General features: G+C 71.7%; 23 protein-coding genes, 1 tRNA gene and 1 pseudogene. 7 read left to right on the top strand and 18 right to left on the bottom strand.

What is annotated here, in order from left to right; genetic code table 11:
- Position 1: 1 nt before the first annotated feature.
- The 3 genes from WIS52_RS26095 to WIS52_RS26085 form a co-directional block, all read right to left on the bottom strand.
- Entirely contained in the window at positions 2-982 is a 981-nt protein-coding gene (locus WIS52_RS26095; protein ID WP_349301121.1) for a beta-ketoacyl-ACP synthase III, read from the bottom strand.
- A gap of 5 nt (positions 983-987) precedes the next feature.
- Positions 988-1,911 carry an ACP S-malonyltransferase gene (locus tag WIS52_RS26090; protein WP_349301026.1) on the bottom strand — a complete coding sequence of 308 codons (924 nt, stop codon included), beginning with the start codon at positions 1,909-1,911 and terminating at the stop codon, positions 988-990.
- Between the two features lie 161 nt (positions 1,912-2,072).
- A complete protein-coding gene (locus WIS52_RS26085) occupies positions 2,073-3,437 on the bottom strand; it encodes a PucR family transcriptional regulator (protein WP_349301025.1) in 1,365 nt (454 codons plus the stop codon).
- A 9-nt stretch (positions 3,438-3,446) separates the two neighbouring features.
- Between WIS52_RS26085 and WIS52_RS26080 the strand changes: the two genes are divergently transcribed.
- A complete protein-coding gene (locus WIS52_RS26080) occupies positions 3,447-4,208 on the top strand; it encodes a pirin family protein (protein WP_349301024.1) in 762 nt (253 codons plus the stop codon).
- Positions 4,209-4,285: 77 nt separating this feature from the next.
- On the opposite strand, the gene WIS52_RS26075 is transcribed toward WIS52_RS26080, so the two are convergent.
- Positions 4,286-4,492: a cold-shock protein gene (locus WIS52_RS26075; RefSeq protein ID WP_349301023.1), complete on the bottom strand. Its 207-nt coding sequence runs from the start codon at positions 4,490-4,492 to the stop codon at positions 4,286-4,288.
- Positions 4,493-4,742: 250 nt separating this feature from the next.
- A complete protein-coding gene (gene aceE / locus WIS52_RS26070; RefSeq protein ID WP_349301022.1) occupies positions 4,743-7,523 on the bottom strand; it encodes a pyruvate dehydrogenase (acetyl-transferring), homodimeric type in 2,781 nt (926 codons plus the stop codon).
- Between the two features lie 409 nt (positions 7,524-7,932).
- Between aceE and WIS52_RS26065 the strand changes: the two genes are divergently transcribed.
- The 5 genes from WIS52_RS26065 to WIS52_RS26045 all read left to right on the top strand — a co-directional run bounded on the left by WIS52_RS26065 (position 7,933) and on the right by WIS52_RS26045 (position 10,541).
- Positions 7,933-8,358 (top strand): DUF3052 domain-containing protein, encoded by a 426-nt coding sequence (locus WIS52_RS26065; RefSeq protein WP_349301120.1) that lies wholly within the window; start codon positions 7,933-7,935, stop codon positions 8,356-8,358.
- Positions 8,355-8,816, top strand: coding sequence for a peroxiredoxin (locus WIS52_RS26060; protein WP_349301119.1), 462 nt, complete (start codon positions 8,355-8,357; stop codon positions 8,814-8,816). The genes WIS52_RS26065 and WIS52_RS26060 overlap by 4 nt, the downstream gene beginning before the upstream one ends.
- Positions 8,817-8,855: 39 nt before the next feature.
- A tRNA-Val gene (locus WIS52_RS26055) sits at positions 8,856-8,927 on the top strand.
- 955 nt (positions 8,928-9,882) lie between these two features.
- Positions 9,883-10,137: a FitA-like ribbon-helix-helix domain-containing protein gene (locus WIS52_RS26050; protein ID WP_349301021.1), complete on the top strand. Its 255-nt coding sequence runs from the start codon at positions 9,883-9,885 to the stop codon at positions 10,135-10,137.
- Positions 10,134-10,541, top strand: a complete 408-nt coding sequence (locus WIS52_RS26045) for a type II toxin-antitoxin system VapC family toxin (protein WP_349301020.1) — start codon at positions 10,134-10,136, stop codon at positions 10,539-10,541. The genes WIS52_RS26050 and WIS52_RS26045 overlap by 4 nt, the downstream gene beginning before the upstream one ends.
- Positions 10,542-10,851: 310 nt before the next feature.
- Here WIS52_RS26045 and WIS52_RS26040 read toward each other — a convergent pair whose 3' ends face one another.
- The 9 genes and pseudogenes from WIS52_RS26040 to WIS52_RS26000 form a co-directional block, all read right to left on the bottom strand.
- Positions 10,852-11,148 carry a DUF3427 domain-containing protein gene (locus WIS52_RS26040; RefSeq protein WP_349301019.1) on the bottom strand — a complete coding sequence of 99 codons (297 nt, stop codon included), beginning with the start codon at positions 11,146-11,148 and terminating at the stop codon, positions 10,852-10,854.
- 940 nt (positions 11,149-12,088) lie between these two features.
- A pseudogene (locus tag WIS52_RS26035) lies at positions 12,089-13,405 on the bottom strand (DEAD/DEAH box helicase); the annotation flags it as partial.
- Between the two features lie 796 nt (positions 13,406-14,201).
- A complete protein-coding gene (locus WIS52_RS26030; RefSeq protein WP_349301018.1) occupies positions 14,202-15,554 on the bottom strand; it encodes an MFS transporter in 1,353 nt (450 codons plus the stop codon).
- 106 nt (positions 15,555-15,660) lie between these two features.
- Positions 15,661-16,437 carry an IclR family transcriptional regulator gene (locus tag WIS52_RS26025; RefSeq protein WP_349301017.1) on the bottom strand — a complete coding sequence of 259 codons (777 nt, stop codon included), beginning with the start codon at positions 16,435-16,437 and terminating at the stop codon, positions 15,661-15,663.
- Between the two features lie 52 nt (positions 16,438-16,489).
- Positions 16,490-17,527, bottom strand: a complete 1,038-nt coding sequence (locus WIS52_RS26020) for a VOC family protein (protein ID WP_349301016.1) — start codon at positions 17,525-17,527, stop codon at positions 16,490-16,492.
- The gene (locus WIS52_RS26015) at positions 17,524-18,699 is read right to left on the bottom strand and encodes an FAD-dependent oxidoreductase (protein WP_349301015.1); all 1,176 of its coding nucleotides are present in this window, start codon (positions 18,697-18,699) and stop codon (positions 17,524-17,526) included. The genes WIS52_RS26020 and WIS52_RS26015 overlap by 4 nt, the downstream gene beginning before the upstream one ends.
- Entirely contained in the window at positions 18,700-19,617 is a 918-nt protein-coding gene (locus WIS52_RS26010; protein ID WP_349301014.1) for a VOC family protein, read from the bottom strand.
- 32 nt (positions 19,618-19,649) lie between these two features.
- Positions 19,650-20,579 carry a fumarylacetoacetate hydrolase family protein gene (locus WIS52_RS26005; RefSeq protein ID WP_349301013.1) on the bottom strand — a complete coding sequence of 310 codons (930 nt, stop codon included), beginning with the start codon at positions 20,577-20,579 and terminating at the stop codon, positions 19,650-19,652.
- 11 nt (positions 20,580-20,590) lie between these two features.
- Positions 20,591-21,730, bottom strand: coding sequence for an alcohol dehydrogenase catalytic domain-containing protein (locus tag WIS52_RS26000; protein ID WP_349301012.1), 1,140 nt, complete (start codon positions 21,728-21,730; stop codon positions 20,591-20,593).
- A 245-nt stretch (positions 21,731-21,975) separates the two neighbouring features.
- Between WIS52_RS26000 and WIS52_RS25995 the strand changes: the two genes are divergently transcribed.
- On the top strand, positions 21,976-22,710 hold the full coding sequence (locus WIS52_RS25995; protein ID WP_349301011.1) for a GntR family transcriptional regulator: 735 nt from the start codon (positions 21,976-21,978) through the stop codon (positions 22,708-22,710).
- A gap of 39 nt (positions 22,711-22,749) precedes the next feature.
- On the opposite strand, the gene WIS52_RS25990 is transcribed toward WIS52_RS25995, so the two are convergent.
- From WIS52_RS25990 to WIS52_RS25975, 4 genes are all read right to left on the bottom strand, one after another.
- Positions 22,750-22,953 (bottom strand): tautomerase family protein, encoded by a 204-nt coding sequence (locus WIS52_RS25990; RefSeq protein WP_349301010.1) that lies wholly within the window; start codon positions 22,951-22,953, stop codon positions 22,750-22,752.
- A 23-nt stretch (positions 22,954-22,976) separates the two neighbouring features.
- On the bottom strand, positions 22,977-23,738 hold the full coding sequence (locus WIS52_RS25985) for a 2-keto-4-pentenoate hydratase (RefSeq protein WP_349301009.1): 762 nt from the start codon (positions 23,736-23,738) through the stop codon (positions 22,977-22,979).
- Positions 23,735-25,201 (bottom strand): aldehyde dehydrogenase, encoded by a 1,467-nt coding sequence (locus WIS52_RS25980; RefSeq protein WP_349301008.1) that lies wholly within the window; start codon positions 25,199-25,201, stop codon positions 23,735-23,737. Before WIS52_RS25980 ends, WIS52_RS25985 begins: the two co-directional genes overlap by 4 nt.
- Positions 25,202-25,288: 87 nt before the next feature.
- Positions 25,289-26,635 (bottom strand): MFS transporter, encoded by a 1,347-nt coding sequence (locus tag WIS52_RS25975; protein WP_349301007.1) that lies wholly within the window; start codon positions 26,633-26,635, stop codon positions 25,289-25,291.
- Between the last annotated feature and the right edge of the window lie 54 nt (positions 26,636-26,689).

Genomic DNA, 26,689 nt, shown 5'->3' with positions numbered 1-26,689 from the left:
GTCACGGACAGACGACGACCTGCCCGGCGTAGGACAGCCCTGCGCCGAAGCCTACGAGCAGCAACACGTCGCCGGACCGTACCCGGCCCGCCGTGCGCATGTGATCCAGTGCCAGCGGGATCGACGCCGACGAGGTGTTGCCCGAGTGCGTGATGTCGTCCGCGACGACCATGTCCTCCCGCGCGCCCTTGGCGCGCAGCCTCTTCGCGATCGCCTCGACGATCCGCAGGTTGGCCTGGTGCGGGATCAGCACGTCGATGTCGGCCGGGGTGAGCCCGGCCCGCTCGATCGCGTCGAGCGCGACCGGGGCGACCGCGCTGGTCGCCCAGCGGAAGACCGTCTGGCCCTCCTGGTGGAGCTTGTTCGTGGTGTCGCCGAGGATCCGGATGGCGTGCGCGGCCTCGCCGTCGCTGCCCCAGCTGACCGGGCCGACCCCGACCTGCTCGGCCTCGGCCGCCGGACCGAGGACGGCCGCACCGGCCCCGTCGGCGAAGATGATGCTCGTCGAGCGGTCGTCCCAGTCGATCCAGTCCGAGAGCTTCTCGGCGCCGATGACCATGACGTGCCGTGCGCTGCCCGCGCGGACCATGTCGGCGGCGACGGCCAGGGCGTAGCTGAACCCGGCGCACGCCGCGTTGAGATCGAACGCGGCGACGCCGTTCGCGCCGAGCGCGGTGGCGACCTGGGCGGCGGCGTTCGGGATCGGGTTGGGCATCGTGCAGGTGGCGACGATCACGGCGTCGAGCTCGGACGGTGCGAGCCCGGCGTCGGCCAGCGCGGCGTTGCCCGCCTCGACAGCCATGTCCGGCAGCGAGGTCTTCTCGTCGGCGACCCGGCGCTCGACGATGCCGACCCGGGACCGGATCCAGGCGTCGTCGGTCTCCACCCGCTGGGCGAGGTCGTGGTTGGTGACGACGTGCTCGGGCTGGGCGCTGCCCAGCCCCAGGATCCGCGCGCCGGGGACGGAGGTCGCGAGCCGCATGCCGCTCACGCCCCGTGCTCGGAGATCAGTGCGACGGCGGCGTCGAGCTGCTCGGGGGTCTTGACCGCCAGCGTCGGGGTGCCCTTCAGGGCGCGCTTGACCATGCCGGTCAGCGTCGCACCCGGGGGCAGCTCGACGGCGGCGGCCGCCCCGCGCTCGCCGAGCGCGGCCATGCAGGAGTCCCAGCGGACCGGCCGGGTCACCTGGGCGACCAGCCGGGTCAGCGCCTCCGCGCCGGAGCCGACGGCCGCGCCGTCGGCATTGGACAGCAGGGTCAGCTGCGGCTCGCCGACGGTGACCGACGACGCGTGCGTCTCCATCGCCGCCCGGGCCGGCTCCATGTGCGCGGTGTGGAACGCGCCGGCGACGGCGAGGGCCCGCACCCGCGCACCCTCCGGCGGGCCGGCGACGAGCTCGTCGATCGCGTCCTGCGTGCCGGCGGCGACGATCTGGCCGGCGCCGTTGCGGTTCGCGGGGTCGAGGCCCAGCTCGCCGAGCCGGGCGAGCACGATCTCCTCGTCACCGCCGAGCACCGCGGCCATCGAGGTCGGGGTGACCGCGCAGGCGGCGGCCATCTCCCGGCCGCGGACCCCGGCCAGCGCGACGGCGGCGTCGTCGGACAGCACCCCGGCGACGGCGGCGGCGGTGAGCTCGCCGATCGAGTGCCCGGCGACGACGGTGCCGGCCGGCAGCTCCACCCGCTCCCGCAACTGCCGGGCGGCCAGCAGCCCGAGGGCGACGATCAGCGGCTGGGTGACCGCGGTGTCGGTGATCTCGTCGGCGTCGGCGGTGGTGCCCAGGCGGACCAGGTCCAGCCCGACGGCGTCGGACCAGCCGGCGACGACCTTCTCGGCCGCCGGGTCGGTCAGCCACGGAGTGAGCATGCCGGGGGTCTGGGCCCCCTGGCCGGGGGCGAGCAGGGCGATCACCGGGTAATCACACACCTCACGGGTCGACGACGGGATGGTGGTTACGACGAAACTCGGCCGGTCGGGTTTGGAGGAATCCTCCAAGTCGGGGATGTGACCGAACCCTCGTTACCGGTCCGTACGGGACGATCTTTGTAGGGTTCGCGACATCCGTCACGTCATCACCGCCGGGGTCCGGCGGACACGGCGGGGTCGGGGACGGTCTGCGGGAGCGGCTCGTCGCGCCCGCCCGGTGCCCGTTCGGGGCGTGTGTCGCGCCGACCCGCTGCTCGGGCCGTGGGCACGGCGGTCGCGGTACCCGCCGGGCCGTCGGCGCCCCGGCCGTCCCCGGCCCGCGCGATCCGGTCCGCCACCAGCGCCGTGCGCAGCACGAACGCCCCCCGCGGCGTGGTCGGCGCCCATCCGACGAGCTCGCCGACCCGGCGCAGCCGGTACCGGACGGTGTTCGGGTGCACGTAGAGCGCGCGGGCGCACCCCTCCAGGCTGGACCCGCCCTCCAGGTAGGCGGCCAGCGTGCGCAGCAGCTCGCCGCCGGCGTCGTGCAGCGGGGCGAGCACCTCCTCGCCGAGCCGGCGCCGGGCGGCCGGGTCACCGGTGAGCGCGCGCTCCGGGAGCAGGTCGCCGCTGGCGACCGGCCGGTCCGCGTCCGGGTGTCCGGGTGCGGCCGCGAGACCGGCGATCGCCTCGGCCACGGCCGCCCCGGCCCCGGCGAGGTCCGCACTGGGCGGGCCCGCGACGACCGGGCCGGGGCCGAACCGGTCGGCGATCTCGGCGAGCACGAGGTCCTCACCCCCGCGGACGGACGGCGCGCCGGGGGTGGCGTGCAGCAGCACGACCAGCCGCCGTCCCTGGACCCCGACCAGCACCTCGTGGCTCAGCCCGGCGGCCTGCCGGCGCAGCTCGGTGATCAGCTGCGGGGATCCCTGGTCCGGGTCGGGCACGCTGCCGACCAGGCAGCGCACCGGCGCGCCCGGGTCCCACCCGAGTGCCGCGGCCCGGGACAGCAGCGCGCCGTCGTCGTCGCCGCGCAGGACGGCGTCCACGACGAGGGCCTCCAGCCGGGCGTCCCAGGCGCCCCGGGACTCGGCGGCCCCGGCGTAGACGGTCGCCGCGGCGAACGCGATCTCCCGGCCGAAGCGCAGCACCGCGGACGTCAGCTCGTGGCGTTCTGCGGCGTCGGCGGCCAGCGGGGGCAGGTGCTCCTCGAAGACGTCGGCGGCGATCCGGACCAGCTCGACGGTCTGGCGCAGGCTGATCCGCCGGGCCAGGTCGCGCGGGGCGATCCGGAACGCCTCGGCCGTCAGCGGGGTGGTGCGCTCCGGCTCCTGCAGCCAGGACACGAAGTTGGTCACCCCGGTCTGGGTCACCAGTGCGACGCCGGCCCGCTGGCCGGCGGGCAGCCGGGCGAACCACGGGCGGCGCCGTTCCATCTCCGCCAGGCAGGCCGCGGCGAGCCCGCCGGAGGCGAGCTCGAGGCGGCGCAACGTCGCGGCCGCGACCGGTGGTCGGTGCACGTCAGGCAGCATGACACGACGATGAGGCGCCCTGAAGAAGACGAATCCCACTCCGGCATCACCCTGTACCGCGCGGGGGACCGGTTCCGGACCGCGACCGGCTGGCTGGACTCCCGGCACAGCTTCTCGGCCGGGTCGCACTACGACCCGTCGAACACGCACTTCGGGTTGTTGCTGCTGCACAACGAGGACCGGGTCGCGCCCGGCACCGGGTACGACGAGCACCCGCACCGCGACACCGAGATCCTCACCTGGGTGCTCGACGGCGAGCTGGAGCACCGCGACACCGGTAGCGGGCGGACCGCGCGGGTGCGGCCGGGCGAGGTGCAGCGGCTCGGCGCGGGTTCCGGGGTGCGGCACTCCGAGCACGCCACCCCGGACGACGGCGTGCGGTTCGTGCAGATGTGGGTGGTGCCCGACGATCCCGGCGGCGTCCCGGAGTACGCGGTGCGCGATGTGTCCGCGGGTCTGGACGCGGGGGAGCAGGTGGTGCTGGCGTCGGGCCTGCGACGGCATGCAGGACTGACCGTTCTGCCGCTGCGGCAGCGGAACGCCGCGCTCACCGTCGTGCGGCTGAGCGCGGGAAGCAGCACGGAACTGTCCGCGGCCCGGTTCGCACACGTGTTCACGGCACGAGGCAGCGCAGAACTGGAGGACGCCGGGGTTCTCGACACCGGCGACGCGGCCAGGATCGTCGACGACGGGGGCGGGCGGCAGGTCACCGCCGGCCCGGACGGGACCGAGATCCTGGTGTGGGAGATGCACGGCGTCCTCGGGGACTGAGGAGTCCCGCGGCCGTCGTGCATCGCGGTCCGTGCGCTCGTGCCCGGACCGGAAGGGGCGTGCTCACGCCCCGTGCGTCAGCCGAGCGGAGTGACCGCGCTGGCCTGCGGTCCCTTCTGCCCCTGCTCGATGTCGAACGCCACGCGCTGGCCCTCGTCGAGCGTCTTGTACCCGTTCGACTGGATCGCCGAGTAGTGCACGAACACGTCCGCACCACCACCGTCGGGGGCGAGGAAGCCGTAGCCCTTCTCGCTGTTGAACCACTTGACGGTGCCCTCTGCCATTCCTGCTCCCTCGTTCTCCGGTGCGCGGCACCCCGCCCCGCACCGACCGGCCGGCGACGCACACGGTCCACGCCCCGGTCGGACGGCGAGTGGTGATCACCAACTCACCGTCGGGCGGAGCCTATCGTGATCTGCGCCGCCCGGGGAGGGGCGAAATCTCCGAATCGGACCGAACCGGACCACCCCCTGACGTGCGACGGCCCGCCGCACCCCTCGAAAAGGGTGCGACGGGCCGTCGGAGCGCAGCGGGTCAGGCGACGCCGGAGTCGCTCGTCTGCGGACCGGCCGCCTGCGGGTCGTCGATCTTGTAGCCGGCCGCGGCCTCCGCCGCGGTCTCGGCCTTGACCAGACCCTGCTTCGCCAGCGCGGACAGCGCACCGACCACGATGGACTCGGCGTCCACCGCGAAGTGCCGGCGCACGGCCGGGCGGGTGTCGGACAGGCCGAACCCGTCGGTGCCCAGCGACAGGAACGGCGCCGGGGACCACTGACGGATCTGGTCGGGCACCGCCCGCATCCAGTCCGAGACCGCGACGACCGGGGCGTCGGCGTGGTCACCCTCGCCCAGCTTGGTGGTCACGTACGGCAAGACCGGCTCGTCGCCGGGGGAGAGCAGGTTCGTGTGCTCGGCGTCGACGCCGTCGCGGCGCAGCTCGCCCCAGGAGGTGACGGACCAGACCTCGGCCCGGACGTCCCACTCGTCGGCCAGCATCTTCTGGGCGTTGAGCGCCCACGGCACCGAGACGCCGGACGCGAGCAGCCGCACCACCGGGCCGTTCCCGGACGGGGCCTCGGCGTAGCGGTACATGCCGCGCAGCACACCGTCGGTGTCCAGGTTCTCCGGCTGGGCCGGCTGGACGTAGGGCTCGTTGTAGACCGTCAGGTAGTAGATGACGTTCTCGGGCTCCTCGCCGACCATCCGGCGCAGCCCGTCCTTGACGATGTGCGCGACCTCGAACGAGAAGGCCGGGTCGTAGGCGACGACGGCCGGGTTGGTCGCGGCGAGCAGCAGCGAGTGGCCGTCGTTGTGCTGCAGGCCCTCACCGGTCAGCGTCGTGCGGCCGGCGGTGGCGCCGACCAGGAACCCGCGGGCCATCTGGTCCGCGGCGGCCCAGATCGAGTCGCCGGTCCGCTGGAAGCCGAACATCGAGTAGAAGACGTAGACCGGGATCATCGGCTCGCCGTGCGTGGCGTACGACGTGCCGGCCGCGGTGAACGACCCGACCGACCCGGCCTCGTTGATGCCCTCGTGCAGGATCTGGCCCTGCTCGGACTCCTTGTAGGCCAGCATCAGCTCGGCGTCGACCGAGGTGTAGTTCTGGCCGTTCGGGTTGTAGATCTTCTGGGTCGGGAACATCGAGTCCATACCGAAGGTACGGGCCTCGTCCGGGATGATCGGCACGAACCGGCCGCCGATCTCCTTGTCCTTGATCAGCTCACGGAGCAGCCGGACGAACGCCATCGTCGTGGCGACCTCCTGCTTGCCCGAGCCCTTCTTGATGAAGTCGTAGACCTTGTCCCCGGGCAGGGTGAGGGCCTTCGACTTCGTGCGGCGCGACGGCAGCGGGCCACCCAGCTGACGGCGGCGCTCGCGCAGGTACTGGATCGCCTCGTCGTCCTCGCCGGGGTGGTAGTACGGCGGCAGGTACGGGTCGGCCTCGAGCTGCTTGTCGGTGATCGGGATGCGCTGCTCGTCGCGGAACTGCTTGAGGTCGTCGAGCGAGAGCTTCTTCATCTGGTGCGTGGCGTTGCGCCCGGCGAAGTGCGAGCCGAGGCCGTAGCCCTTGATGGTCTTGGCCAGGATCACGGTCGGCTGGCCGTGCTGCGCGGTCGCCGCGGCGTAGGCGGCGTGCACCTTGCGGTAGTCGTGCCCGCCGCGCTTGAGCTTCCAGATCTCGGCGTCCGACATCGGGTCGACCATGGCCTTGGTGCGCGGGTCGCGGCCGAAGAAGTGGTCGCGGACGTAGGCGCCGTCGTTGGCCTTGTAGGTCTGGTAGTCGCCGTCCGGGGTGGTGTTCATCAGGTTGATGAGCGCGCCGTCCCGGTCGGAGTGCAGCAGCGAGTCCCACTCGCGGCCCCACACGACCTTGATGACGTTCCAGCCGGCGCCCCGGAAGAACGCCTCCAGCTCCTGGACGATCTTGCCGTTGCCGCGCACCGGGCCGTCGAGCCGCTGCAGGTTGCAGTTGACGACGAAAGTCAGGTTGTCCAGGCCCTCGTTCGCCGCGACGTGGATCATGCCGCGGGACTCGGGCTCGTCCATCTCGCCGTCGCCGAGGAACGCCCACACGTGCTGGTCGGAGGTGTCGGAGAAGCCGCGGTCGCCCAGGTAGCGGTTGAACCGCGCCTGCATGATCGCGTTCATCGGGCCGATGCCCATCGAGACCGTGGGGAACTCCCAGAAGTCCGGCATCAGGCGCGGGTGCGGGTACGACGGCAGGCCGCCGCCCGGGCCGGCGTGCGAGAGCTCCTGGCGGAACCCGTCGAGCCGGGACTCGTCGAGCCGGCCCTCGAGGAACGCGCGGGCGTAGACACCGGGGGAGGCGTGCCCCTGGATGTAGATCTGGTCGCCGCCGCCGGGGTGCTGCTTGCCGCGGAAGAAGTGGTTGAAGCCGACCTCGTAGAGCGTCGCCGACGAAGCGTAGGACGAGATGTGCCCGCCGACGCCGATGCCCGGCCGCTGCGCGCGGTGCACGGTCATGGCCGCGTTCCACCGGATCCAGCGGCGGTAGGTGCGCTCCACGTCCTCGTCACCCGGGAACCAGGGCTCCTGGTCGGTCGGGATCGTGTTGACGTAGTCGGTGGTGGTCAGCGAGGGGACGCCGACGTGCTTCTCGCGGGCGCGCTGCAGCATCGTCAGCATCAGGTAGCGGGCGCGCTGCTGACCGGCGTTGTCCAGGACGGCGTCGAAGGACTCGAGCCACTCGCTCGTCTCCTCCGGGTCGATATCCGGCAGGTGCGAGGCCAGCCCGCCCCGGATGACGTTGACCCGGCGCTTGTCGTCGCCGGCCTTGTTGCTCTGCGCGGTCAAGGGTTCTCCCTGCCTACTCCGTCGGTGGCCGGGGTCCCGGCCTGTCGTTCCTCACGCCCGCGCGCGTCGTGTTCACGTGCGCGACCGCCCCCGCAGGGCCGTGGACGGCGTGTCGCCGCTGGTCCGACGCGGGCGTTCTCCCACCATCGTGCCTTGTCCGGCGCCCCGCCGACACTCGCCTCATCACGGTCCGGGGTCTCCCGGGGAGGATAGGTATTACCCGGACGTAACTGAACGGAGGGTGAGGTGACCTGTGTGGCACCTGATGATGGGGGTGCGCACCCACCTCGGGTGTTGCGCACGGTCGCGTGCCCGTGTTCGGATGCCGCATCCGATTCGGCGTACGGGGTGGCGCCCGAGCGCGGAACCGTTGACGATGGTCTGCGTGAGCAGCGTGAAAGGGGAACGAGTGGTGACCGCGGCAGATGCCGGTCCGTCCGACATCGCGGGGAAGCTCGGCATTGAGCCGGGCATGATCGTCCAGGAGCTCGGCTACGACACCGACGTCGACGACCAGGTCAGAGAGGCCGTCGAGGACACGACCGGTGAGGAGATGCTGGACGAGGACGCCCAGGAGGTCATCGACCTCGTCATCCTGTGGTTCCGTGACGGCGACGGCGATCTGGTCGACACCCTCGTCGACGCCCGCACCCCACTCTCCGACGAGGGTGTGGTCTGGGTGCTGACGCCGAAGACCGGACGTGACGGCCACCTCCAGCCCTCCGAGATCGCCGAGGCGGCTCCGACCGCCGGGCTGTCGCAGACGTCGAACGCCACGATCGGCGACGACTGGGTGGGGTCGAAGCTGGTGCCGCCGAAGAAGGGCAAGCGCTGAGCGTCGTCGTCGGCGCGCTAGCGCCTGGTTTTTCGCTGCCCGACTCCGATCGCCGGCCTGTCTCCTTGGACGCGGTGCTCGGGTCGGGCCGGTCTGCGTTGATCGTCTTCTACCCGTTCGCGTTCTCCGGGATCTGCAGTGGCGAGCTCACTGCGGTGCAGGAGTCGCTGTCGTCGTTCCAGAACGACCGGACGCAGGTGGTTGCGATCTCGTGCGACCCGACCTTCTCGTTGGCCGCGTGGGCCTCCTCGTCGGGGTACGGGTTCCCGCTCCTGTCGGACTTCTGGCCGCATGGTGCGGTCGCGTCCTCGTACGGGGTGTTCAACCCCGACAAGGGGATGGCGCTGCGGGGGACGTTCCTGGTGCAGCCCGACGGGATCGTCTCGTTCGCCGAGGTGAACGAACCCGGGGAGCCGCGGGACCAGGACGGGTGGCGGCGGGCTCTGGCGGCCGTGTAGAACTCTGACCGGTCCCGGGCGTCTCGCCCGGGACCCTTCGGGCGCGTAGCTCAGCGGGAGAGCACTCGGTTTACACCCGAGCGGTCGCAGGTTCGAACCCTGCCGCGCCCACCGTTCTGACCAGGACATTCTCTGACTTCGTAGTCGCACGGTGTCGCTCGCGGAGTTTTTCGTGGTGCGAAGCCCTCGTATCCTGATTCACGTAGCGGCAGCCGGGAGATCGCGCGGACGAACACGCCCGACGATCGAGCCGCCGAGCAGTGCTCTCCGGGGCTCCGTCGACGTCGGGAAGGACCCGATCCCCGGGCGACGGCACCGCCTGCGCGAGGCGGTCCCGGCCAGGGCGGGCGTGACCTTGAACCAACTGCTCGACCAGGGCCTGGAGACCCTCGGCGTCGGCGCGACCACGCAGCGGGTGTACATCCGTAGATGAAGCTGCACCGTCCGTCGGTTCGTTGTCGGTGGTCGCCGCCATACTCACGGCCAGCGCACTGGTGTCGTGCGCATCCTCTTGGTTTCAGGTGATCGGAGCGAGTTGACCGGCGAACAGATGGCGGCCCCCAAGTTCGATCCATACTTGCTGGCGCCCCCTGGACGGCCGCCACGAGAGCGCGGTAGGCCTCGACACCGAACGGAGTCGTGCGGTCACCCATGCGAGCCGACAGTAGCGGGTGGCGGCGAGAAGCCATCAGCGTGTCGCGAATCGTCTCCGGTGTGGGAGCAGGACATTGATTCTGGCCGATCCCGTCTGTGATTCCACGTCCGACTCGGCGACCTGATGCCGCAACAGCGGTAGATCGGTGTCCGCCGAACGCCACCCTCTGACCGGGCACCCCGTTGACCCGCCCGTCCGACATCCGGTGCGCGCTCGGACACGAGGCTGGGTGGACGCCGGCGTCGGCGCGGCCGGTCATCGCACGATCAGCCATGCGCTCGGCCGGCCTCTACGTCTGGCGGATGGTGCCGTGCGATCTGGCCGCGGTTCCGTTTCTGGTGGAGTGGTCGCGACCGTCGAAGTGGCCTGGCGAGGCGCTCCGCTGCTAGCATTGCTAGCAGGGGGTGTTCCATGGCGGCGATCAGTGTGCGAGACCTGGACGAGCAGGTGGCGACTCTGTTGAAGGTGCGTGCGGCTCGTCACGGGCGCTCGATGGAGGCCGAGGTGCGAGCGATCCTGACCGAGGCGGTCACTCCTCGTGCCGCCGAAAATCTCAATCTGGCCCAGGCGATCCGAGAGCGCTTCGCAGCAGTCGACGAGATCGACCTGCCAATACCGGACCGTGCGGAGCTGCCTCGTCCAGCGGATCTGCCGGATCAACAGTGATCATCATCGACACGAACGTCGTTTCGGAGATGATGCGTGGCCGACCGGACCCGGGGGTGCTGGCCTGGGTGAACACTGCGGGGCGACTCCACACCACCGCGGTCACCCTGGCGGAGGTCGAGTACGGCATTGCCCGGCTGCCGGTCGGCCACCGCAAGGATCGACTCGCAGAGATTGCGGAGGGACTCTTCGACGACTTCCGGGACGTGATCCTTTCCTTCGATGCCTCCGCTGCCCACAGCTACGCGTCGATCGCCGCTCGGCGCGAAAAGTCGGGCCGTCCGATCGCGGCGGCTGACGCCCAGATCGCTGCGATCTGTGCCTCCAGGGAAGCGACACTCGCGACGCGCAACATCGCGGATTTCGAGTGCACCGGGGTGACGGTGATCAACCCGTGGGGCTGAGTCGCCGGTACCGCGGGCGAGATCGCTGAGGAGACCGATCGCCGTCGAGTCCGGTACCGCATCCGCCCCGGGGTAGTGAGGGGAGGTCGACAGCGGTGATCAGGTCACCGGCGGCACCCGTGACCTCGTGCTGCGGCTCGTCACCGGGGAGTCGGTAGAACTCGTCCAGCGTGCGGGTGCGGGTGCGGCCCTCGGCCGAGCGGACCTGAGCCGGCGCGTCGAGCGCGGCCAGGCTGCTTTGTCGCCAGCCGGACGAACCGCCGCCCTCGACGGCGGGCGAGGCGTCCGCCCTCGTCAGCGACAGCGGGCACTATGAGGCGACCACGCTCGCCGCGCGGAACGTCTCACCCGGCATCGCCCGCTGCAACTTCCACGTGATCGCGATCGGCTTGCTGCCCTCATGGCTCACGTACTCGCAAGCGCCGAGGCACAGGAACGGCGCGCCCGGCCCGGTGTCGTCGGCCGGTCCATCACGCACGAACAGCACGATGTGGCTGCCCTGCTCCCGGTGCGTGAGGTAACGCCGACCCATCCCGGTCTCCGGTGACGCGGCGTTCTGCGACTCCCAGTGGAAGAGATCCGGCTGCAGCGCGAAGTCGCGGTACATCGTGGTGGGGGAGAAGTCTCGCTCGGTCTTGTGCAGGTTGACCAGCAGCGCGTCGACCCGCGGGACGTCCGCCCAGACGACGCCGGTTGCGTGCCCGGCTGCCTTGCGCGACAGCGACGCCCAGTCCAGCGCGGCGAGGATTTTCCTCGCGCCGGTAGTGGGCGTGGCTGCGCAGCGGCACGTGTTGCAGTCCCTCACCGAGAGAGCGCGGCAGGTGCCGGGCCTGGTCCAGGGTGTACGCGGTCAGCTCGGCGATCTCAGCGCAGACCGCCGGATGGTGCCGGAGGTGGTCGATCGCGGCCTGGTAGCCGTCGAACCCGCCCCGGTCCGGCCAGATCTGAAACAGGAGCATCCGTGCGAGCCGCCGGTCGCGCTCGGTGAGCTCGTCGTAGCCGGGCCCACCGGGGTCGGCGACGCGGGCGTACACCTCGGCCCGCTCGGGGTCGTCGACGTGACTGAGGTTCGCCAGCCGGCGCAGCAGGGCGGTCTCGTCGGGGCCCGCTGGCGGGACCGGGAACCCGGCGTCTCGTCGCAGCGCCGTCCAGGACCCCTTGCTTCGGTACACATCGGACAGCTCGCCGCCGGACTCGCGCAGGTAGCGCGCCAGCGCGGACTCACCGTGCGACCGGACGTCGGCGATCAGGTCCTTGCGGGACAGCCGCAGCCGGCTCCGCACGTTGTCGAGCACGATGTCGCGGGCGACTGGGTCGAGCACCATCGCCGAGCCCGACGGCAGGAACGGGAAGCCTTCCTCGACGTCGCGCACGACTCCAGTCCGGCTGCTTCCGGTCAGCGCGCGGAAGCGCAGGTCGAACCGGAATTCTCGACGGTGCTGGCCGATGAAGTCGAGCACCGTCAGCACGGCCTTGTCCGGCGCCCGGCGCAGACCGCGCCCGAGTTGCTGCAGGAAGACCGTCGCGCTCTGGGTGGGGCGGAGCAGGAGCACGGTGTCGACCTGCGGGATGTCGAGGCCTTCGTTGAACACGTCGACAGCGAACAGGCAGTTCACGTCGCGGTCGCGCAGCCGCCGAAGCGCGCCGTCGCGGTCGTCGCGTGCGGTCTGCCCGGTGACCGCTTCGCTGGGGATGCCGGCCGTGGTGAACACCCGCGCCATGTACTCGGCGTGCGCGACCGACACGCAGAAGCCGAGCGCTCGCATCGCGGTCACGTCGGTGACCTTGGCCCGGGTCTCGCGGATGACCTTCGCGGCGCGGGCGTCGTTGCCGGTGTAGAGACCGTCGAGCGAGGCGACGTCGTAGCTGCCGCGCTTCCACTCGATCCCGGTCAGGTCGACGTCGTCGGCGACACCGAAGTAGTGGAACGGCACGAGCAGGTCGGCCGACAGCGCGTCCCACAGCCGCAGCTCGGCGGCCGTGCGACCGTCGAAGAACCGGTCGCGGACGTCCACGCCGTCGGAGCGTTCGGGTGTCGCGGTGAGCCCCAGCAGCTCGGAGGGGCGCAAGTGGTCGAGGATGCGCCGGTACGTGGCGGCCTCGGCATGATGGAACTCGTCGATGACGACGACGTCGAAGTGGTCGGGCGGGATGTTCTCCACGCCGTACGACGACAGCGACTGGACCGAGGCGAACACGTGGTTCCACCGCTGCGGGCGCTCGCCCCCGACGTAGGTCTCACCGAACGCGCCATCCGCGAGCACGGCACGGTAGGTGCGCCGGGTCTGGTCCAGGATCTCCTTGCGGTGCGCGACGAACAGCAGGCGCGGATGCTCGGCCCGCAGCCGCTGATAATCGAGCGCGGCGACGACGGTCTTGCCGGTACCGGTGGCAGCGACGACGAGGTTGCGGTGCCGGTCGTGCACCTCCCGCTCGGTGGCCAGCGCCTCGAGGATCTGCTCCTGGTGCGGGTAGGGGCGCACCTCGAGCCCGGTGAGCGGCGTGACCTCGTCGCGACGGTTGCTGCCGAGCGCGTCGGCGAGGCGCTGCGAGTCCGCGGGGAGCGCCGGGTCGTAGGACACGAAGTCGGGGGAGGCCCAGTAGGTGTCGAACGTGGACGTGAACTTGCGGATCAGGTCGGGGGTGGCGACCGAGGAGAGCCGGACGTTCCACTCCAGACCGTCGACGAGCGCGGATCGGGACAGGTTCGAGCTGCCGACGAAGGCGGTGTCGAATCCCGAGTCGCGGCGGAACAGCCACGCCTTGGCGTGCAACCGTGTCGTCGCACTCGCGTAGCTAATCTTGAGGCTGGCGCCGTGCCGGCGCACCAGCTCGTCGATGGCGCGCTGCTCGGTCGCGCCCATGTACGTCGTCGTGATGACCCGGAACGGGACGCCGCGCTCGTGCAGGATGTCGAGCTCGCGTTCCAGCAGCCGGATGCCGTGCCAGCGGATGAAGGCGCACAGCAGGTCGACGCGGTCGGCGCTGGCCAGCTCGGACTGCAGGGCGGTGTGCAGCTTCGGCTCGCCGGCGGCGTTGGTGAACAGCGCCGCGTCGGATAGCGGGGTAATCGGTGCGCGGACCTCGTGCATGCCCATCGCGACCTCGCGGGTGAGCGCGATGAGCTGCTGTAGGTCGTCGTGCAGGCGCTCGTCGTGCTCGACGAGACCCAGCAGCCGGTTGACCAGCTCGACGCGCTGCTCGGGGGAGCGATCGGACAGCGCCTGCTCGACGACGGTGGCGACATGCCGGGAGAGCACCCGCGGCTGGACAGCGCTCTCGACCGCGTCCCACCGCGGGGTCATGTCGCTGACCTCGGCGAGAGCGGCGTCGAGTCGAGCGGTGCGCAGGCGTTCGTGCGCCCCGGCGCGCAGTGGTTCGGACACGCGTCCCCGTCCTTTGTCGATCACGATCGGGTGCAGCATGCCGTGGAGGCCCGACAGATTCGGGCCGCTCGGGACCTCCGCCGGCCGACCGGCGTGTCGTCCTCCGGTGATCGGGTGTGGGTGATGACGGGCCGTTGTTCGATCCGCTCGTGCGGAGCGATGCAGGCGACGTTCGAGGAGCAGAGCCCACGACCGGCGCCCGTCGTCCTCCCTGTCCTGACCCGTCGGCGGCGCGGGCGGGTCAGGACGGGGCGGACGAGCCCGGGCACGCGCGCTACGTGACAGGCTTGTTCGCCTGGCCGGTCTGGTCGAGGGCCGGACGCCGGTCGTCGGCGGTGATCCGTCGCGGGATCAGCAGGGTCAGCACGGCCGCGGCCAGACCCGCCCCGGCGAGCGCGAGGAAGCTGTTCCCGATCCCGGCGCCGGCGCCGATGAGCAACCCGAGGGCGATCGGTGCCGCGACCGACCCCAGCCGGCCGACCCCCAGGGTCCAGCCCATGGCGGGCGCGGCGATGGTGGCGGGATAGGTCTTGGAGACCAGGGCGAGGATGAACGCCTGACTGCCGATCGTCCCGATCCCGGTCAAGCCGATCAGTACATACATCACGGCCGAGGGCGGGTTCAGGCTCATCCCCAGGACGCAGAGTGCCCCCAGGGTGAACGTCCCGATGAGCACACCCCTCGACCCGAGCCTGTCCGCGATCAGCGCGACGAGAATGGTGCCCACGACGGCACCGATGTTGAACGCGAAGAGGAAGCTGAGGGCGCCACCGAGGGAGAATCCCGCCTGCCGCATGATCTGCGGGAGCCAGGTGTTGACGCCGTAGATCATGAACAGGCACAGGAAGCTGGTGACGAGGAAACACGCCGTCGCCACGGCCCGCCGCCCGGTGAACAGGGACAGCGCGCTCGCCGGTTCCGCGGCGCTCCCGGCAGAGGCCGTCGCGACCGGCTGCACCGCCAGGCCGAACCGCAGGGCCACGGCGTCGGCCTGGGCGTCGTCTCCCCGGCGTCGCAGGACGCCGACCGACTCGGGGACGTGGCGCAGCACCAGCGGGACGACCACGAGCGCCGGAACGAGGGCCAGGACGAACATGGCCCGCCAGCCGAACGTCGGGATGACGGCGATCCCGAGGAGCGCGGCCGCGATGCCGCCGATCGGGAAACCGCTGAACATGACCGCGTAGACGAGGTTGCGGTAGCGGGCCGGGAGGAACTCGGCCGTGATCGCGCTCGCGACGGGGAGCACGCCACCCAGCCCCAGACCGGCCAGGAACCGGAGCAGCGCGAAGGTCAGGGGGCTGTCGACCAGGGCACAGGCGGCCGTGAGCAGCGAGAACCAGACGACGCAGGCGACGAGCAGCCGGCGGCGCCCGACACGGTCGGCGATCGTTCCACCGATCAGCGACCCGAAGAACATGCCGACCAGCGGCGCCGACCCGAGCAGTCCCGCGAGCCCGGGGGTGAGGCCCCAGGACGGTTCCTGCAACAGGGACGGGAGGATGGCGCCGTACACGACGACGTCGTAGCCGTCGGCGACGATCGCGGCCCAGCACGCCAGCAGGACGAGCAGTCCCGCCCGCCTGGGTCGAGCCGCCGGAGCGGATGCATTGCGTGAGGACTTCATCGTCTCTCCTCGGACAGTTCGGCACGGGGGCGTGATGACGGCATGCGGAGGGACCGGCTGACGGAGGTCGCACCCGTCGTGCCGGGTCGTGCTCGATGGGACGTGGTCAGGCGGTGTCGGGCAGGGCCGGCCGGTCGAGCACCCGGGAGACCTCCGCCGCGGCGGCACGGACGGCTCCGACGCCGACGGACCTGATGGCGTGGGCGCGCCCGGTCACCGAGACCGCTGCGACGACGCGACGGTCGGGGTCGAACACCGGGGCGGCGAGGCAGCCGACGCCCACGGCGGACTCCTCCTGGTCGGTGGCGTAACCCCGGCGTCGTGCCGCGCGGAGCTGATCGAGGAACAACGAGGGTGCCTCGATGGTGCGGGGTGTCACCCGGCGCAACCCGGCGTCCAGCACCGCGTGCGTCGCGACGACGGGAGCGTGCGCGAGCAGGGCCTTCCCGACCGCGGTGCAGTGGGCGGGCATCCGGCCCCCGATCGACGACGCCAGCGGGGGCGCCCCCGATGCGTCGATCTTGTGGAGGTAGATCACCTCAATGGCGTCGAGCACCGCGAGGTGCACGGTCATACCGGTGACGTCGTGCAGACGGGTGAGGATCGGGGACGCCGCGTCTCGCAGGTCCCGCGGCCCGGAGGCCAGCTGACCGAGCTCGAAGAGCCGCAGGCCGAGCCGGTATCCCGCCGGCCCGCGTTCCACGACCCCCCACCCGGCGAGCTGCAGGAGCAGCCGATGGGCGGTCGGTTTCGGCACACCGGTACGCCGGTGGATCTCGGCGAGGGTCAGGGAGTCGTCACCGGCACGGAAGGCACCGAGCAGCCGGACGCTGCGGCCGAGAACGGTGCCCTCGTCCGGGACGGGGGTGGGCGCGACACGCACGGTCCGCTCCTCTCCTGCGTGGCGTCATCGCCGGCGTCGGACGGCTGGGCGATCAGAGGTGGTGCCGGTCGGTCCAGCCGGTGAGCAGCTTGTCCTGGCCGTCGGTGCCCGGGGTGCCGTAGACGAAGTAGGTCTCGGCGGGCAGGGTGCCGCCGCCGATGGCGAGGCCGGTGTCGAAGTCGGAGAGGTCCCAGGTGACGGTCTCGTAGTCGGGCTCGAACTGCAGGATCCCGGAGTTCCCGAACAGCTCGATGCGGTTGCCCCCGGGCTCGAAGACGTAGAGGAAGGCGCCCTGGGTGATCCCGTGGACGTCGGGCCCGGCCTCGATCTGGATGCCGTACTCGCGGCAGAGCTCGGCGGCGTCGGTGTTGTGCTGGGGGACGCCGTACCAGAAGGCGAGATGGTGCAGGCGGCCCTTGCTGCCGGTCTGGTCCTTCATGACGGCGATCTCGTGGCCGAGGACGTTGACGCTCATCCAGGCGCCGATCTCGGTGCCACCGTTCGCGCCGTCCACGACACGTTCCCGAGTGCCGAACCCGAGGGCCTGCTCGAACACGTCCTTCTGGACGGTGACGTCGGAGGCCATCAGGTTGACGTGGTCCAGGCGGCGCGGCGGCAGGCCCTGGAGGGGGCGCTTGGACCGCCGGGTGAGGATGCGGGAGCGCAGATCGGCCGGCGCGGTGTACTTCTCGATGTCCCAGACCAGCTCCATGGGGTGGCCGTCGGGGGACTCGAACGCAAAGGTGCGCCCGACGCCGACGTCTCCCGTGGTCCAGCCCTTGCCGAGGCCGGCCTGGTCCAGAGCGGTGGCCCGCCGTTCGAGGGCCTCGGCGGAGGTCGTGCGCCAGCCGATGTTGCCCAGGCCGGGGGTGTCGCGTGGGGTGAGCTTGAGGGAGTGCCGGTAGGGGTCCTCGTAGCAGCGCAGGTAGACCGAGCCCTGGTGGCGACCGGTCTCGCGCATGCCCAGCAGCCGGGTGAAGAACCAGAGGCTGCCCTCGAGGTCCGGGGTGTAGAGCTCGGCGTAGGCCATGTGGGCCAGTTCGAAGCGGGCGTCGGAGGTCCGTGCGGTACTCGTGCGAGCGGTACTCATGCGGAGGCCTTTCCGGTCGGTGTGAGGGCGCGGTGGTCGTAGGCGTGGATCCAGCTGAAGTCCTCGACGAGGTCGTGCAGGCGCACGTCGCGGGAGCGGGCGTCCGCCCCGTCGGGCAGGTGCAGCAGTGGTGACGTCACCCAGGAGCTGCGCTGGACCTGGCGGGTGCGGACCCGGCGCAACCGCTCGTACCGGGTGATCGCGACCGTGCGGTCGGTGCTCTCGGCCAGGCAGCCGGCGAGGACGGCGGCGTCCTCCAGGGTCTGGTTCGCTCCCTGACCGTGGTGCGGCAGCATCGCGTGCGCGGCGTCCCCGAGCAGCACGACGCCGCGCTCCGACCACCGGTTCAGCGGGGGCAGCCCGAACAGGCCCCAGCGGGGGCTCTGCGGGACGGCCTCGACCAGCTGCCGGACGGCGGGGTGCCAGTCGCGGAGCACGGCGGCGAGCTCCCCGTCGGCGGCCGGCCGGACCGATCCCGCGGAGTCCCACGACGGCGGACCCTCGACCACGGCCAGGAAGTTGATGGTGTCCCCGACCGCGTAGTGCAGGACGTGGGCGTTCGGGCCCATCCAGAACTGGAGGGCGTCGGGATCGGGCAGGTCCGGGACCGCCGACCGCGGTACCAGCCCGCGGAACCCGCTGGTGCCCGAGTACACGGGTCCGACGCCGGTGATCCACCGCCGCACCCGGGAGCGGATCCCGTCGGCCCCCACGACGAGACCGGCGCTGACGGTCGAGCCGTCGGCGAAGGTCAGCTCGGTCCGCTCGCCCTGCGTCCGCAGGCCGACCAGTTCCCGGCCCAGGTGCAGGTCGTCGGCGCCCCAGGCCGCGACGAGCGCGCGCTGCAGGTTCGCCCGGTGGATGCCCCAGAACGGTGCCCCGAACTGCTGCGTGTACCAGTCGGCGATCGGATGGCTGACGACCCGGTCCGTGCTGTTCCAGCCCCGGTACACGAGCTCGGAGGGGACGACCGAGACGGCGGCGAGATCCCCGAGCCCCAACTCGAGCAGGACCCGGGTGCCGTTCGCCGCGAGGGCCACGGCGGCCCCCACCTCACCCAGCTCGGGGGCCTGTTCGAAGATCTGCACGTCGGTCCCGCGTCGGCGCAGCGCCAGTCCGAGGGTCAGGCCGCCGATCCCGGCGCCGATCACGGCGATGTCGGTGTGGGTCATTCAGTGGTCCAGCATCTCGGGCAGGACGGGGCCCCACGCGTTGGCGGTGACGGCGTCGACCTCCCAGGTCTTCGGGACCTGGGGGGAGTCCTGGTGCCAGGGGCGGGGCTCGAAGTAGCCGTGCGCCTCGTCGATCATCATGTCGAGCTGGGTGAACAGCTCGATCGTGTTGCCGTCGGGGTCCCGGTGGTAAGTGAAGATGTTGTGGCCGGGGCCGTGTCGCCCCGGGCCCCAGTGCAGCCGGTAGTCGTTGCTCGCGAGGTGGTCGAGCGTCGTCTGCAGGTGGTTCAGGTCCCGCATCTCGTAGGCGACGTGGTGCATGCCGGTCAGCGTCGTGCTCTGCAGGAAGTTCGCCGCGTGGTGGTCGGCGTTGCAGCGCAGGAACACGAAGAAGTCACCGATGGTGTCCGACCAGCGGAACCCGAGGAGCCCCTCGTAGAAGCCCTGGATCGTGTCGAGGCTCGGGGTGAACGCGGCGACGTGCCCGAGCTTGGTCGGCCGGTGGGCCGGGCCGGCGCCGGTCCCGCTCGCCGACTGCGCGGCGTAGAGGTGCAGCGGCACCCCGGTCCCCGGTTCGGCGAGCACGAGGACGTCCGGGGTGCCGGGCGCGATGTCGCTGCGCCGGGAGACCTCGACGCCGGCGTCGCCCAGGTCCTTCGCCGCGTCGTCGAGCGAGCCCGCGATCTGGTAGCCGACGGTCGTGCGTGCCCCGCCGGACCCTTTGCGGACCACCACGCTGTGATGGTCGAAATCGGTGGTGAGGAAGGCCTCCGCCGTCGAGCGCTCCTCGACGTGGAAGCCCAGGACCGACTGGTAGTACTCGATCAACCGGTCCGGATCGGGGGTCGAGAACTCGACGTAGCCGAGCTTCGAGACCGGGGCCGCCGCGGCCTGCGGCGGAGTGGAGTTGCTGGGCATGTGCACCGTTCCTCTCGGGTGGGGCCGACGGATCAGGACGCGCGGTAGCCGTCGTCGAGGACCGGGGCGAGGAGTGTCGCCGCGTCGACGACCGGGTTGACGATCCGTCCGAGCCCGCTGATCTCGACCGCGACCACGTCGCCGTCCTGCAGGAATTCGCCGCGGGGCGCACCGACACCCGCCGGGCTGCCCGTGGCGACGATGTCGCCCGGTTCCAGGGTCATGATCCGGCTCGCCGCCGCGACCAGCGCGGCGACGCCGTTCATCATGTCCGAGGTGCTGGAGTCCTGTTTGGGCACGCCGTTCACGCTCAGCGTGATGCGCAGGTCCTGCGGGTCCTGCACGAACCACGCCGGGGTGACGCCGGGACCCGTCGGGCAGAAGGTGTCCTCGCCCTTGGCCGAGGTCCAGTCGAACCCGAAGGGCGGTGCGACGGCGTCCGTGCGGCCGAGCCGGTCCCGCGCCGAGACGTCGTTCAGGACGAGGTAACCGGCGATGCAGGCCGGGGCGTCGTCCTCGTCGACGTCGTGCGCCCGCCGTCCGATGACGACGCCGAGCTCGGCCTCCCAGTCGATCCTCCGGTCCGGGCGGTCCGGGAGCACGATCGTGTCCGACGGGCCGATCACGGTCGTCGTCGGTGGCTTGAGGAAGAAGTACGGCGCGCCGACCGGATCCGGACGGGGGACGTTCATCTCGGTGAGGTGCGCGAAGTAGTTGGCGCCCGCGCACACGACCTTGTGCGGGAAACGGATCGGGGCTTCGAGGTGGACGTCGCCGAGTACCTCGAGCGTCGTGACGTCGAGGGTGCGGAGGTCCTCGGCGACCGCCGGCCAGTCCTCGAGGACCTCTCGCAGGGTGCGACCGGCGCAGAAGGGCAGTGCGCGTACGGTTCCGTCGACCTCCCGCACGCCGACGGCGGTATCGGTCCCGTCGGTGCGGTAGGTCACCAGTGACCAGCTCATGTCGGAGTCCATCAGGCGTCGGGGGCCGCAGCCCAGTCGTCGTCGCCGGTCGTGAGCACGACCCGGCCGGTGTTCGCGGAGTTCTCGAGGTAGCGGTGGGCCTCGGCGGCCCGGGCGACCGGGAAGGAGCGGTCGATCACCGGCCGGAAGCCCTCGGCGACGGCCTCCCACAGCCGGGTCGCGCTGCGCGGGTTGCCGCTGCGAACCCCGATGATCCGCTGCGAGTGGGTGTAGAGCCGCAACAGATCCAGCTCGACCCGGCCCCCGAGGAACGCGCCGGAGGTCACCACCCGGCCGCGCCAGCCGAGCACGTCCATCGTCGTCGCCCAGATCGCGGGGTCGCCGAGGTCGTCGACCGCCAGGGACACGCCCGCGGGGCCGGTCAGCTCCCGCACCCGGTCCGCGAAGCCGGGGTCGACCGGGTCCAGCACCGCCTCGGGAGCCAGCTCCTCGAGTCGCCGGCGCTTCTCCGGCGACCGTGACGCGGCGATGACACGCGCCCCGCGATGGATCGCGAGCGCGGCGGTCAGCGACCCCAGCGCGGACGACGCCCCGTGCACCAGGACCCACTCGCCGACCTCGAGTCCGGCCTCGTCGAACTGGTTCTGCGCGACCGCGCCGGACAGGGCGAGCGCCGCGGCGTCCCCGGGGGCGACCCCGGCGGGGACGGCGGCGACGTTCGCCTCGGGAACGACGGTGTACTCGGCGTAGGCGCCCCAGGTGTGCACCCCCATGATCCGTGCCGTCGGGCAGCCTTCCTGGTGGCCGCTGGTGCACGCCGCGCACATTCCGCAGGTGAGCAGCGGGAAGACCGCGACCCGGTCGCCGGGCCGCACGGAGCCGACGTCCGGGCCGACCGCGGCCACGGTGCCCGCGTGCTCCGCACCGGGAACGTGCGGCAGCGCGATCCTCGCGTAGGGGTGGGTGCCGGCGCGCGCGGCGAGATCGAGCAGCCGGCCGACGCTGACCGCCGCCACCCGGACCGCGACCTCGCCCGGGCCCGGGACAGGTGTGTCCACCTCGTCGACCTGTAGGACATCCGGGTCCCCGAAGCGGTCGAACGACATCACCTTCATCCGGGAGGGCAGGCCGTTCGACGTCTCCGTGGTGACGGGCCAGGAGTGGGTGCACTGGTCGAGCGACTGGGACATCTGTGTCCTCCTTGACGGTGTGACGAGCAGCCGACCCGGCTCCGTACTGGTCTTTCGCGACCCAACGGGACGCTTTCCCGGCTGAGCTGGCGCAAACTGTACCCACTTTGTGTGTCTGGAGGAAGAGGGGAGTGCTCGGAGGTTGCCGGCGATCGAGCGCCGCCGGCCTGGTCGCCATCCCGTTGCCGGTCGGGAAGTAGGTGCGGCCTCGAGCGGGAGCCGGCAGATCTGGATACACTCCACTCATGTCGGAGGAGCTCGCAGATGTCGCCGCGATCGCGCCCGCCCGCCCGGGCCGGCGTCTGGCGCTCGATGTCCACGCCGCGGTCCGGGCGATGATCCTCGACGGGCAGCTGCCCCCCGGCTCGCCGATCCTGCAGGCCGAGCTCGCCCGCCGGCTCAAGGTCAGCCGCACTCCCATGCGGGAGGCCTTCCGCCTGCTGCAGGAGGAAGGCCTGATCGAGAACAAGCCGGATCAGCGCGCGGTCGTCCGCTCGGTCGATCCCGGCGAGATCGACGCGGTGTACGCGTCGCGGGTGATGCTCGAGGCGGTGGCGGTCAGTATCTCGGTGCGGGTGGCCACCCCGGATCTCGTGGCGCAGCTGGGGGAGGCGCTGGCGGAGATGCGCCGCTGCCTCGAGAACGACGACATCGACCGCTGGACGCGGACCCACCGCACGTTCCACCAGCTGACCTACGAGCAGGCGCCCACGCTGCACGACACGATCTGCAGCCTGGGCGATCGATCCGAGCGCTTCCTGCGGCTGGCCCAGCTCGGCCACCCCCGGTCCTGGTCACGCTGGGACGCCGATCACGAGACCCTCGTCGAGGCGTTCCGCGATCGGGACCACGACCTCGCCGTACAGACCATCGCCCAGCACCTCGCGCGCACGGCGTCCACCGCGATCGCCGACATCGCGCCGCACCGCGACGCGACCGCGACACGCGCGGCGCTCAACCTGCTGCTGCCGGGGAGCTGACCGCGTCGGCGGCCGCACCCCGGAGAGCGGCCCGCGGGGTCATCTGTCGCCACGGGACCGCAGGTCCGCCAGCGACTCACCCCCGGCGAACCACAGCTCCGGGTCGCACTCGGAGATCACGACGCGGATCGTCTCCCGGCTCGCCCCGACGGCGTCCTGGGCGGCCGCGGTGAGGGCCGCGCCGAGCGCTCGGAGCTGCTCCGGGGAACGGCCTGCTGCGAGGGTGACCTGTATCAGGGGCACGGGTTCGCCTTCCGCACGATGGGTCAGGTGCAGCCGAGCTCGATCGAGCCCAGCCGGTCGATCGAGACGGTGACCACGTCGCCGGGTGCCACGGGGACCGCCGCCGTCAGCCCGCCGGAGAGCACGACGTCCCCGGCACGCAGTCCCGCGTCCCGTTCGGCGAGGCGCCGGACCAGCCATGCGACGGCGGCGGCCGGGTGGCCGAGCACGGCCGCACCGGACGCGGTGGCCGCGACCGCGCCGTTCTTCTCCAGCACTACGCCGACCAGCCGCAGGTCGACCCCCGCCGGGGACACGGGGTCGCCGACCACGTAGCGGGCGGCGGAGGTGTTGTCCGCCACCACGTCCGCCATCGTGAAGTCGTAGTCGACGTACCGGGAGTCGAGGACCTCGATCCCCGCCGCGACACCGGAGGAGGCGGTGAGCACGTCCGACGCCGTGACCTGTGGTCCGCTGAGATCTCGGCCCAGCAGGAAGACGATCTCGGGTTCGCACCGGGGCTGGATGTGCCGGGACGTGTCCAGCGGCCGTCCCGGTTCGAGGGCGTGCGCCGCGGCCAGGAACCCGTAGACGGGCTCGGTGACGCCGACCTGGGCCTGTTTCGCGCGCGAGGTGACGCCGAGCTTCCAGCCGGCGAGTGCGCCCGCGGCGGCGCACAGCTCCTCCTGCACCCGGTAGGCGGTGGGCAGATCCAGATCGGGGAACTCGTCGGACAGCTTGCCGATGGCGGTGCGGCCGGCCGCGGCCCGCTCCAACCGCGTCGCCAGCTCCTGGACGTCGATCATGTCCGGTCCCCGATGGCCATGACGACCGCCTTGGGTTCGGTGAAGAACTCGCGGCTGAAGGTGCCGCCCTCGCGCCCCCACCCCGAGTCGCCGACGCCGCCGAACGGGGCACGCAGGTCGCGGACGAAGAAGCAGTTGGTCCACACGGTCCCCGCCCGCAGGGCGGCGGAGACCCGATGGGCCCGCGAGAGGTTCTCGGTGAAGACCATCGCGTTGAGTCCGAAGGGTGTGTCGTTGGCCAGCCGCACGCCTTCGTCCTCGGTGTCGAACGGGGTGATGGTCACGACCGGGCCGAAGACCTCCTCGCACTGGATCCGGGCGTCGGGCGCCACGTCGACGAGCACGGTCGGGCGCACCACCCAGCCGTCGCCCGTCCCGCCGGTCAGGACCTTCCCGCCCGGCTGCTCCAGGAAGCCACGGACCTTCGTCCAGTGCTCCTCCGACGCCAGCGGGCCGATCTCGGTGGCGGGATCGGTCGGGTCGCCGATCACCATCTCCTCGGCGGCGGCGACGAACCGGGCGGTGAACTCCTCGAGCGCGCCGCGCTGGACGTAGAGCCGAGATCCCGCCAGACAGACCTGGCCGGCGTTGCTGAAGATCGCCTTGATCGACCAGGCCACCGCGTTGTCGAGGTCGGCGTCGTCGAAGACCAGATTGGCTCCCTTGCCGCCCATCTCCAGGCTCACCGGGGTCAGATTCCTCGCGGCGGCGGCAGCGATGGCCCGGCCGGTCCCGGACTCACCGGTGAAGGTGATCCGGTCCACCCGCGGATCCGTGGTGAGCGCCTCGCCCGCGGAACCCGGGCCGTAGCCGTGCACGACGTTGAGGACTCCCGCTGGGATCCCCGCCTCCAGCGCGAGCCGGGCCAGGATCGTCGCCGACGCCGGGGTGTCCTCTGCCGGCTTGAGCACCACGGTGTTCCCCCAGGCCAGGGCGGGTGCGAACTTCCAGGACTCGAGCATCATCGGGAAGTTCCACGGCGCGATGGCCGCGACCACCCCGGCGGGCTCGAAGCGGGAGTACGCGTGGTGGCCCGAGTCCATCGGGTAGGCCTCGGCGGTCGAGAGCCGCGCGTGGTCGGCGAAGAAGCGGATGTTGAGCGCGGTCCGCGGGACGTCCATCGCCGCCGCCGCCGCGACCGGCTTGCCCATGTCCCTCGAGTCCGCCAGCGCGAGCTCGGCGGAGTGCTCCTCGACGAGGTCGGCGAAGCGGTGCAGCAGGGCGCCGCGGGCACCGTGGCCCATCCGGGGCCACGGCCCGTCGTCGAATGCGCGGCGCGCGGCGGCCACGGCCAGGTCGGCCTCCGCGCTGCCGCCGAGCGCGACCTCGGCCCACGGCGAGCGCGTCCACGGGTCGACGGTCGAGAACGTCGAGCCGTCGAGCGAACCCCGTTCCTCACCGTCGACGACGTGTCCGAACGTCGACCCGTTGCCGGTTCCCGCGACCACCCCTGTTCGGTGCATGGCCCGACACTCACACCGCGGCCGGCGCCGGCGGAACCGGATCGTCTCCGTCAGCGGAACGCGTCGACGTCGACGTGCACGCCCGGCTCACGACGCGGTGGGACGACGGCCGGGAGAGACCTCCCGGCCGGGCTCGACGACCTGCGGGTTCCGCAGGAGGGCGACGGCGATCGCGGCGATCACCCCGGGGACCGCGAACGCCACGAAGTTGACCTCGAGCGGGACGTCCGCGGTCAGCAGCACACCGCCGAGCAACGGCCCGACGATGGCGCCGACCCGGCCCACGCCCAGCGCCCATCCGATGCCCGTCGAGCGGGCATGCGGAGGATAGGACTGCGCGGCGAGCGCGTTGGCGAAGATCTGAGCTGCGAACGTGGTCCCACCGCCCAGGGCGACGGCGAGGTAGACCCAGAGGATCGAGCTCTCGCTCAGCGCGCCGAGGAGCGCCACGAACAGCGCCGCGACGAGGTAGCTCACGATCAGCACCCGGCGTGCCCCGAAGCGGTCTGCGAGATAGCCGCCACACCAGGTGATCGCGATCGCCGACACGAACAGCGTCATCAGGAACGACAGGCTCGACGACAGCGGGTACCCGGCCCGGATCATCAGCTGCGGGAGCCAGGTGAGCAACCCGTAGATCATCAGCAGCACCATGAAGAAGGCCGTCCACAACAGCAGGGTGGTGCGGGCGCGACCGTCCTGGAACAGGCCCGAGACCGGGGAGGACGCACGATCCGGGACCGCCGCGACGATGTCCCCGACCGCCGGGACGGCCGGGTCGATCCGGCGCAGCGTCGCGCGTAGCTCGTCCACCCGCCCGCGGCGCAGCAGGGTGCGTGGGGCCTCGGGCAGCATCACCGCGAGGATCGGGACGAGGAGCAGCGGTAGCGCGCCCACGAGGTAGAGCGAGCGCCAGCCGAAGGCGGGGATCAGGCCGACGCCGATCAGCGCGGCGGCGATGCCGCCGAACATGTACCCGCTGAACATGAGGCTGACCAGCGTGTTGCGGAGCCGGGCCGGCGCGTACTCGGCGACCAGCGCGACGGCGTTGGGCATCACTCCGCCCAGGCCGATACCCGCGACGAACCGGTACGCGGCGAGCTCCCAGGGGTTCGTGGCGATGGCGACGATGCCGGTGAACAGGCTGTAGAGCGCGACGCACACCACGATCGACCGCCGGCGGCCGAGCCGCTCGGCGATCGATCCGAAGATCATGGCGCCCAGCATCATCCCGAGCAGGGCGCTGCTCCCGATCAGACCGGCCGTCGTCGGGCCGAACCCGAACTCCGCGATCATCGCGGGCACCGTCGCTCCGTAGATCGTCAGGTCGTAACCGTCGAACAGGATCACGAGTCCGCAGAGGAGAACGACCTTCAGATGGAGGCGGCCGAACCGGCTCCGCTCGATGGTGGAATCAAGATCGATGGTGTTCACTCCGACCCCTCTGGTCCGTCAGCGCGTCGTCTGCCGCTGAATCAGGCGCCGCCG

Origin of the sequence: Pseudonocardia nematodicida (assembly GCF_040105385.1) — a bacterium.
Lineage (GTDB): Bacteria > Actinomycetota > Actinomycetes > Mycobacteriales > Pseudonocardiaceae > Pseudonocardia > Pseudonocardia nematodicida.
The sequence above is the reverse complement of the archived record's forward strand: the minus strand, read 5'-3'. Positions and strand labels throughout refer to the sequence as shown.

What these genes read in the sequence shown, in the direction of transcription:
- WIS52_RS26085 (WP_349301025.1), bottom strand. Translation starts at nt 3,437, where the DNA reads ATGCTGCCTGACGTGCACCGACCACCGGTCGCGGCCGCGACGTTGCGC.
- WIS52_RS26050 (WP_349301021.1), top strand. Translation starts at nt 9,883, where the DNA reads ATGGCGGCGATCAGTGTGCGAGACCTGGACGAGCAGGTGGCGACTCTG.
- WIS52_RS26020 (WP_349301016.1), bottom strand. Translation starts at nt 17,527, where the DNA reads ATGAGTACCGCTCGCACGAGTACCGCACGGACCTCCGACGCCCGCTTC.
- WIS52_RS26095 (WP_349301121.1), bottom strand. Translation starts at nt 982, where the DNA reads ATGCGGCTCGCGACCTCCGTCCCCGGCGCGCGGATCCTGGGGCTGGGC.
- WIS52_RS26005 (WP_349301013.1), bottom strand. Translation starts at nt 20,579, where the DNA reads ATGAGCTGGTCACTGGTGACCTACCGCACCGACGGGACCGATACCGCC.
- WIS52_RS25995 (WP_349301011.1), top strand. Translation starts at nt 21,976, where the DNA reads ATGTCGGAGGAGCTCGCAGATGTCGCCGCGATCGCGCCCGCCCGCCCG.
- WIS52_RS26040 (WP_349301019.1), bottom strand. Translation starts at nt 11,148, where the DNA reads ATGTACCGCGACTTCGCGCTGCAGCCGGATCTCTTCCACTGGGAGTCG.
- WIS52_RS26015 (WP_349301015.1), bottom strand. Translation starts at nt 18,699, where the DNA reads ATGACCCACACCGACATCGCCGTGATCGGCGCCGGGATCGGCGGCCTG.
- WIS52_RS26000 (WP_349301012.1), bottom strand. Translation starts at nt 21,730, where the DNA reads ATGTCCCAGTCGCTCGACCAGTGCACCCACTCCTGGCCCGTCACCACG.
- WIS52_RS26075 (WP_349301023.1), bottom strand. Translation starts at nt 4,492, where the DNA reads ATGGCAGAGGGCACCGTCAAGTGGTTCAACAGCGAGAAGGGCTACGGC.
- WIS52_RS25980 (WP_349301008.1), bottom strand. Translation starts at nt 25,201, where the DNA reads ATGCACCGAACAGGGGTGGTCGCGGGAACCGGCAACGGGTCGACGTTC.
- WIS52_RS26080 (WP_349301024.1), top strand. Translation starts at nt 3,447, where the DNA reads ATGAGGCGCCCTGAAGAAGACGAATCCCACTCCGGCATCACCCTGTAC.
- WIS52_RS26030 (WP_349301018.1), bottom strand. Translation starts at nt 15,554, where the DNA reads ATGAAGTCCTCACGCAATGCATCCGCTCCGGCGGCTCGACCCAGGCGG.
- WIS52_RS26010 (WP_349301014.1), bottom strand. Translation starts at nt 19,617, where the DNA reads ATGCCCAGCAACTCCACTCCGCCGCAGGCCGCGGCGGCCCCGGTCTCG.
- WIS52_RS25985 (WP_349301009.1), bottom strand. Translation starts at nt 23,738, where the DNA reads ATGATCGACGTCCAGGAGCTGGCGACGCGGTTGGAGCGGGCCGCGGCC.